Raw genomic sequence first — 7,167 nt, 5'->3', positions numbered from 1 at the left:
CCGCATGCCGAGTCCAGAGGTTTATCGATAAGGGAGCATCCGTTGGCGTGTCAGGCTGGACGATCCTCTCGACAGGCTAATCAAGCGGTATTGGGATATAGCGCGACTGCCAGGGAGCACGCTACCCACCCCAGCATCACCGTGTGGTCGGTGTCGGATTCGGCCGGCCCGCCATTGGGGTGGCTGGCCAGGCGGGTGATCCGGCCGAACGCGAGCGCGAGACGTCCCAGATCGACCACGGTATTAGTCAACGCCGGCACGGTCAGTTCCATAGCGGCAGTATTCGCCCTCTGTTGAACCACCACGGCCGCCGAGGCGTCAGTTTCCTGCGGTGGGTTGGCTTCATGCCGGGTGGCGCTGCTGTGATCGGTCACGTCCATCGCCTCGCCTTCGACCGGCGCCGGGCTGCGGCGCGGGCGTACAACGCCAGGCAGGCGGCGGCATGGGTGTCGGGATGAAAGGTGTTAGCCCGGTCGGCGGCTGCGGATGCCCGACGGGTCAGATGTTCAGAGTTGGTGTACCGGTTGAGGGCGGCGGCGAGCCGGTCCGGGTCCTCGGGGGCGACGATGTCACCGGCCGAGGAGACCAGGGACGCCATGTTCGCTACGTCGGTGGCGACGACAGGTACGGCGTGCGCGAGGTAGTCGGCAATCGCGCCTGATCCCTGAAAGGCGCGATGGGCGACGTAGGGGAAGACAGCCAGGGTGCTGGAGGCGACGAGCAACGACCGGTCCGCCGGAGCCAGATAGGTCGGGGCGATCTGGAGGCGGCTGACCCCGACGACGGAGGCGTGACCTGGCCGCGGCAGGCGCACGCCAGCAAGATCGGGCTGATCCCACAGCGGTCCGGCTAGTAGTACCCGCAGCGGGCGTCTGATGCGGGAGAGTGCCTCGATGAGCAGCCGAGGGGCCTTCCACGGGGCGGCGTAGCCGTACAGGGTAGCCAGCGGGCCGGGATAGGCGGACAGGTTGGTGACGGCGTCTGCGACCGCGCCCTCCTGCGCGGGCAGGGTGCCCGGCGGGATGGTGGTGGGCAGGGGTGCCACTGTGATCGGCATATCCGCCGGGACCATGCTGGCAAACGCCTGACGGGCGTAGTCGCCGAAGTAGACCAGCCCGTCGGCGGCGGCGGGTGCGGCGTGCACGGCACGCTGCATGCTTGGGTCCGGGTGATGGTCAGCGAACAGAGTCGGCATGAGGGTGTGGACGTGGATGACGACAGCCGGCCACGATGCCGACTGGTTCCGCCGCGCCCACAGTACGGGCAGGAGCTGCTCGATCTCCAGGTTGCCGAAGTGAAGTGCGATCACATCGATGGGCTGCGTGGCGACAAGGGCGTCGATCCTGTCCGCGAGGGTCCCGGCCGCCAGGAGCAGCCTTGACGGCGACCAGATGGCGTCGAGATCCCGGTCGTAGGGAATACCTGTCGATCCGATCCGCTCCACGTGGGCGCCCACGCGGCGCAGCGCGGCGGTGAGCACGTCGAGGTAGGGTGGCAGGCTTCCGCCGTCGGTACCTTCGCTGAGGGGGCCGACGAGGAGGATCCGAGTCATGGCCGCCGCCCCGAGGCGAGTAGCCGGCGGTAAACGGCGAGGGTGTGCTCGCCGTTGATGGTCCAGCGCATGTGCGCCGGAAGCCAACCGCCGGATGGTGCCGCGCCTGATCGAGGACGTGCGAGCTGAGCGAGCACATCATCGTAGTTGTGGTAGGTAGCCCCGCCGCCGGCTGCAAGGAGTTCCGGGGCGACCCCAAGATGATCGGGCAGCAGGGCCGGGGTGCCAGAAGCCAGCGCCTCGGCGATCGCCAATCCGTATCCCTCCCAGCGACTGGTGGACAGAAGCCAGTCCGCACGCCGGTACAGGGCGGGAAGATCGTCATCCGAGAGGTCCTGCACGATCCGGACGTGGGGATGATCGGGCAGTGTTACCGGGTAGTGAACCTGGCCGTGGCCGAGGACGACGAGCATCGAGGCCCGTCCGGCGAGGCGGGGGGCGAGAGCCTCCAGCCGGTCCCACCCCTTCATCGTGGTGGCCTTGCCGACCCAGATCAGCCTGACGGGTGTAGGCCGGTCGGCCGGCGCAGTCCAGGCCGCGAGCAATGGATCGTCGATCATCGCGGCTGGCAACGGCCGGCGGGCGGTGACTTGCCCGGTCCGATCGACGGTGACCACGAAGCCGCCTGTCACCGGTCCGGGGTCGGGCCGAGGATGGTAGCGGGCGGTGTCGACGCCGTTGGCGACGACCTCAGGGGTGACACCGTAGGCCGCGTGGAGGTCGGCGGCGGCGAAGTCGCTGACCGCGAGGACCGCGTCGGCGTGGTCGAGTAGCTGCTGCTCGCCCGCGGCTAGGATCGGGGCATTCATGGTGGCGGCGCTGAGGTCTCCGCGCACCACCACCGGCGCCCGGCGGGCCGGGGTCTGGGCGTAGTCGAGCAGCTCGAACTCCCAGGTGGAGCACTCGACGATGTCGGGGTCGAGCCGATTCACAGCGGCGGTGACAGCCCGACTGTGCGCGGCCAGCGCCTTGGGGTCGTACCCAGTGCGGGGCAGGGTGACGACATCAATCGTGCCGCCACCCGCTGTCACGGCGTGGGCGGGCAGAGGGTGCGGTGTCTCCTGTGTGATCAGCGTGATGTGGTGTCCATGGGTAGCGAGCGCGTGGGCGAGCTGCCGGTAGACCGTGCAGATCCCGCCACGGGTCACCGCATGAAGATCACGGTGCACGCAGACGACATGCATGAAGGAACTCCCAACCGGGGCACGAGCAGGGGGGACAGGGTCCGCAGAACGCGGACCGTTTCAGAGCCGAGCGGCGATTTCGCGGCTGACCTCGACAGCGAATGGGCCGAGGCGGTTGAGACGCGCGGCGATGGCCGGGTGGCTGTCGGCCTCGTCGCAGTGGATCCGGATCTCCCGGGCGAGCAGGAGCGCGACGTTGAGCCAGAAGGCGTCGTCGTCGGGGCCGTCGGCGATGCGGGCTTGAAGGTCCGGATCGTCCGAGAGGATGATCCACAGCAGGGCGTGGTCGTAGCGGGGAAGGTAGAGCCCGGCGTATTCCCAGTCGAGCACTGCCGGGCTGTCGGTATCGGTGAGCAGAACGTTGGTGGGCAGCAGATCCCCGTGGGCAAAGCGCCACCGGGCATGCGCTGCAACCCGCTCATACAGGCGCAGTAGTGCTGCGACGGTGTCGGCGCCGAGCACGCCGTGCCCTTGCGGTCCGTAGCGGATGATTCGTTGCGGGTAGTCGATGGCGGGCGTGAAGGCGGCTGGTGCCGTCCAGCTCCCCAGCGCGGTCGCAACGCCGAGGAGGGCATCAGTGGCCGGTGCGGATAGCAGCGTGTCTGGGTAGCGATGACGGGCCGCAGCCTGACCGGAAAGCCGCTCCATAAGCAGCAGCCCAGATGCGGGCGGCGCCAGCATCGCCGGGGTGCGCACCGGCGGCGGCGTGGCGGTGAATGCCTCATAGGTGGCGGTCTCGCTAGAGAACCGTTCCCGCCACAGTCGCGCGTGGTCAGTGAGCACTTTCAGGACGGCAGGCTGGCCCCGGTAGGTACCGGCGAGCAGGATCGCCTTCCCGGTGACCGCCAGCGTCTGCCGTGGGTGGAAGTCCGGGTAGTGCTGCCGTGCCTGTCGCGCCTGGTCGACGTTCAGGCCGCTGTCCTCCCACTGCGAGGGTGCGTCGGTGCTCATCAGGATCGAGCCTCTCCGGGGGCTCCCTGTCGGGCTGAACGCGCTGGTGTGCCGTTCACGTAGCTGCGGATGCGGCTACGGACCTCCCCATCGTCGAGCAGGCCCCGCAAACCGAGGTGAATGGCGGTGACGGTCTGCTCGTAGTAGTAGTGGCCGACCGGACCGCCGACGGCCATCCGCTCTCCAATCGCGGCGTACATCGCATCCACCCAGGCGCGTCCGGTGGCTGCTGGGCTTCCAGGTGGTACCGGCCAGCGCGCCCAGACCGTCCGGGCACCGTCAGCAAACGCGCGGGCACTGGTCACGGCAGCATCGCGGTCAGCGGCGTTGCTGGCCCACGTGGTCATCGCCGCATCGCTGGGAATCCGGTGGTAGATCGCGGTTGTGGTGTTGACATGGATACCCCGCCAGCCCCGCCCGACAGCAAGGTCGAGCCAGAATCTCCAGTCCTCCTGTACGCGGACGGTCTCGTCGAAGCGCACCCCGGACTCAAATGGGTGCCGGCACACGGCCGCATGAATGGGAAGCATGTTTGACACCAACAACGCTTGCGGGTCGTAAGGCTGGTCGAAGCGGACCCCGGCGCCCGAGGCGACCGCGAGTGGGGCAGTGAGCAGGCTCAGGCGCCGGTCCGCCACCAGGCAGGTGGCGTGGGCGACTTGGACACCCGCTGCCTCCCCAGCCGCAACCACCACCCGTAGATGGTCAGGCAACCACAAGTCGTCGTCGTCGAGGAACGCCACCCACCGTCCACGGGCAACCTCCAGCGCGACGTTACGGGCTGCCGGCAGGCCCCGATTTGCGGCCAGGGTCAGCAGGCGCACCGTCAAGCGCCCCTTACCCCCGGCGCGTTCGAGGATGTCCGTGAAGGCGTCGGTCACCGCGACGACGTCGGTGACATCGGTACCAGCGTCGTTTACGACGACCATCTCCACGGTGTCCTCGGCGAGCAACGTCTGCGCGGAGACGCTGGCCAGCGCGCTCCGCAAGACGTCCGGCCGGTTGAACGTCGGCACGATCACGCTGACTAGCGGAGTTGTCATCACGCACCGCCAGCTAGGTAGGCCAGCAGCGGGCTCGGGTCGCCATCATGCGCCCATGTAAGAACAGGCGCCTGGCAGGCGAGTGCGGTCAGGAGCGCAGCGGCGTCAGTGGCAAGCTCCGCAGCCGAACGGGCGGTCAGGTCTGGCGCGTACCGGGGAGTGAACCCCACCCCAGCATGCCAGTCGGTACGCAAATGCGTCCGCAGCGTGGCGACCGGATCGGAGGCTGCGGTGGGAACGTGATCGGGATGGTCGCTGTGTCGGGCCAGAACGATGACCGGACGGACGTTGTCGTTGAGGGTGACGAAACGAGGACTGGTCTGGCCGAGGCGGCGATAGCTGTAGAGCACCGCCGCGTCGGAGTCCCGTCGCTGCCCCTCAGTAAGCGTGGTCACCTCGTCGAGCGTGACGCCCTGACGGTCGATGGGCTCAGGCAGCCGGTCGGCGAGCCGTGCCCAGGTGTCCACTCGCACGGAGATCACCGCTGGCATACCTACCACGACGAGCCTGGCTGCCGGGTCGCCACTGCGGGTGGACCCGTCGACCAGGTAGGCGATCAAATGGTCGTTGGAGACAAGCTGCCACCCGCGCAGCAGCAGCTGAACCGCAAGCTCGGTCTTACCTGCCCGCTCCTCACCCGCAACGACCAGCAGGGTGCGACTGCCCCGACGGTCCGAGGGACTCAGTACTGCTGAGGCGTGCAGCATTGCGTGAGAGTGGAGTTCACACGCCTCCAGAAACACTTCACGGAGCCTCTTCCGTAGCGAAACCTGAAGGTCAAATTGATTTTCGGTCCGGATCATCAGCACTCGACGCTCGTGATCGAGACGGGACCATACGCCGAACTCATCGACCACTCCTCCCCGTCCAGGGCTACCGAGGGCGGCGTCGAACCGCCACGTTGGCTCGGTTCCAACAGAGCGTTGTTCCTGAGGGTAGAACTCATCTAGATAGGCTAGGGTTGACCTCCCTTGCGCTGTGTCTGGAACCTCGACTTGAACGGTTTGCGTAGGCGTCAGCATGTAGCACAAATGCACGGATTCACTCATTCCACACTCTCCGTCGACTAGACTTTCAATAAACACATAATGCGGAATCTCTAGAGCCGAAAAATCAATCAAAGATGGTCTACACCGAGCCGGCAAGGACGGAGATCCTTACAAAGAAGCAGCCATAGGATTCTCTAACTACAGAACTGACGAACGGTCAGCGCCTCGAAAGCGAGAGGCTATCCCCGCGCCGCCACCTTTACGGCAATATCCCGGTTGGATATCAGATGCCGGCCTCAGGTGCTTCGGCCTGTACCAACAGTAACACATGTCCTAGGACATATCCACACCCTAGGACATGTGGATTTAAGCCGAGGCGGAGGATATGCTCTAGGGCATGTCGCCGACCGATCGCCACACCTACCAGCGGATCGCGGCGATCTTGCGCGAGGAGATCGAGTCCGGGGCCTACCAGCCCGGCGACCGGCTGCCGCCGCAGCGAACCCTGCAGGCCCGATTCGGTGTTGCCTCCGAGACGCTGCGGCGCGCGATGGACCAACTTCAAGCGGACGGGCTCATCGTCGCTCGCGGGCAGGCCGGGACATACGTCCAGGAGCGCCCATCGGTTCGGCGGGTTAACACCGAGTTCCACCGCCGCGTCCGGCCGGCCTCCGGTGAGTCGACGTCCCCGTTCGCTCGCTCCGTGGCCGCGACCGGCGGTCGCGCGTCCTGGGATCACACATCCGTCCGCGAGACGGCGGACGAGATCGTGGCTGCGCGGCTGGGTATCGAGGCTGGCGACTCCGTGATGGTGACGCGCTACCTGTACCGCTACGACGGCACGCCGATCCAGACCGCGATCTCCTGGGAGCCGCTGGCCCTTACCGAAGGCACCCCGATCGAGCTCCCCGAAGACGGCGCCGCCGTAGGCGTGGTGGCGCGGTTCGATCTGATCGACTTGCACATCGATTCCGTCGCCGAGGAGCTGACCGCCAGGCCGCCGACGGCCGACGAGGTGGAAGCGCTCGAACTCCCGCCCGGGGTGTCGGTCATGCGGCAGCAGCGGACCTACTACGTGGGCGACCGGCCCGTGGAGACGGCCGACATCGTCATGGCAGGGCATCGCACCGTGCTGGCGTACCGCCTCGCGGTCACCTGACGGGTGATCACTCCGTCCCCCAGGTCAGTGTCGCCAGTTGGCAGGAACGTAACGCGACCGCGCGGGAGCCCGGGTATCCAACACCGCAAACCAGCGTGTGATGCGCCGCCCTCCGGGCTGGTGGGGTCGGCGTCCTGGCAGTCCCCCTGAGCAGTAGCCCCGGGCAGCCACGATCGAGGATCGATCTCCTCCTGCTGGCTTTGCAAGTGAGAACGGGGACCAGATGTAGGTGAGAACGGGGACCATTCGATCTTCGGGTCAAGATCGAATGTAGGTGAGTTTGGGGACC

7 protein-coding genes are annotated in these 7,167 nt (G+C 67.0%); 1 reads left to right on the top strand and 6 read right to left on the bottom strand.

Going from position 1 to position 7,167, the window contains the following annotated elements; all coding sequences use genetic code 11:
• Nucleotides 1–80 precede the first annotated feature (80 nt).
• The 6 genes from B056_RS0105880 to B056_RS0105855 are packed head-to-tail and all read right to left on the bottom strand — an operon-like array spanning nt 81 to nt 5,587.
• Nucleotides 81–380 (bottom strand): hypothetical protein, encoded by a 300-nt coding sequence (locus B056_RS0105880; protein WP_020572326.1) that lies wholly within the window; start codon nt 378–380, stop codon nt 81–83.
• Nucleotides 371–1,552: a glycosyltransferase gene (locus B056_RS0105875; protein ID WP_018500965.1), complete on the bottom strand. Its 1,182-nt coding sequence runs from the start codon at nt 1,550–1,552 to the stop codon at nt 371–373. Before B056_RS0105875 ends, B056_RS0105880 begins: the two co-directional genes overlap by 10 nt.
• The gene (locus tag B056_RS0105870) at nt 1,549–2,736 is read right to left on the bottom strand and encodes a glycosyltransferase family 4 protein (RefSeq protein WP_084647102.1); all 1,188 of its coding nucleotides are present in this window, start codon (nt 2,734–2,736) and stop codon (nt 1,549–1,551) included. Before B056_RS0105870 ends, B056_RS0105875 begins: the two co-directional genes overlap by 4 nt.
• Before the next feature lie 60 nt (nt 2,737–2,796).
• Nucleotides 2,797–3,687, bottom strand: coding sequence for a phosphotransferase (locus tag B056_RS35325; protein WP_018500963.1), 891 nt, complete (start codon nt 3,685–3,687; stop codon nt 2,797–2,799).
• The gene (locus B056_RS0105860; RefSeq protein ID WP_018500962.1) at nt 3,687–4,709 is read right to left on the bottom strand and encodes a glycosyltransferase family 2 protein; all 1,023 of its coding nucleotides are present in this window, start codon (nt 4,707–4,709) and stop codon (nt 3,687–3,689) included. The genes B056_RS35325 and B056_RS0105860 overlap by 1 nt, the downstream gene beginning before the upstream one ends.
• 20 nt (nt 4,710–4,729) lie before the next feature.
• Complete coding sequence (locus B056_RS0105855) at nt 4,730–5,587, bottom strand: hypothetical protein (RefSeq protein WP_035750263.1); 858 nt, start codon at nt 5,585–5,587, stop codon at nt 4,730–4,732.
• 529 nt (nt 5,588–6,116) lie between these two features.
• On the opposite strand from B056_RS0105855, the gene B056_RS0105850 reads away from it, so the two are divergent.
• Nucleotides 6,117–6,878 carry a GntR family transcriptional regulator gene (locus B056_RS0105850; RefSeq protein WP_018500960.1) on the top strand — a complete coding sequence of 254 codons (762 nt, stop codon included), beginning with the start codon at nt 6,117–6,119 and terminating at the stop codon, nt 6,876–6,878.
• Nucleotides 6,879–7,167 lie beyond the last annotated feature (289 nt).

This window comes from Parafrankia discariae (assembly GCF_000373365.1).
Taxonomy (GTDB): domain Bacteria; phylum Actinomycetota; class Actinomycetes; order Frankiales; family Frankiaceae; genus Parafrankia; species Parafrankia discariae.
This window is presented reverse-complemented; position numbering and strand designations above follow the sequence as displayed.

Coding starts and splice junctions, on each gene's coding strand:
- B056_RS35325 (WP_018500963.1), bottom strand. CDS start 3,687: ATGAGCACCGACGCACCCTCGCAGTGGGAGGACAGCGGCCTGAACGTC.
- B056_RS0105870 (WP_084647102.1), bottom strand. CDS start 2,736: ATGCATGTCGTCTGCGTGCACCGTGATCTTCATGCGGTGACCCGTGGC.
- B056_RS0105850 (WP_018500960.1), top strand. CDS start 6,117: ATGTCGCCGACCGATCGCCACACCTACCAGCGGATCGCGGCGATCTTG.
- B056_RS0105880 (WP_020572326.1), bottom strand. CDS start 380: ATGGACGTGACCGATCACAGCAGCGCCACCCGGCATGAAGCCAACCCA.
- B056_RS0105875 (WP_018500965.1), bottom strand. CDS start 1,552: ATGACTCGGATCCTCCTCGTCGGCCCCCTCAGCGAAGGTACCGACGGC.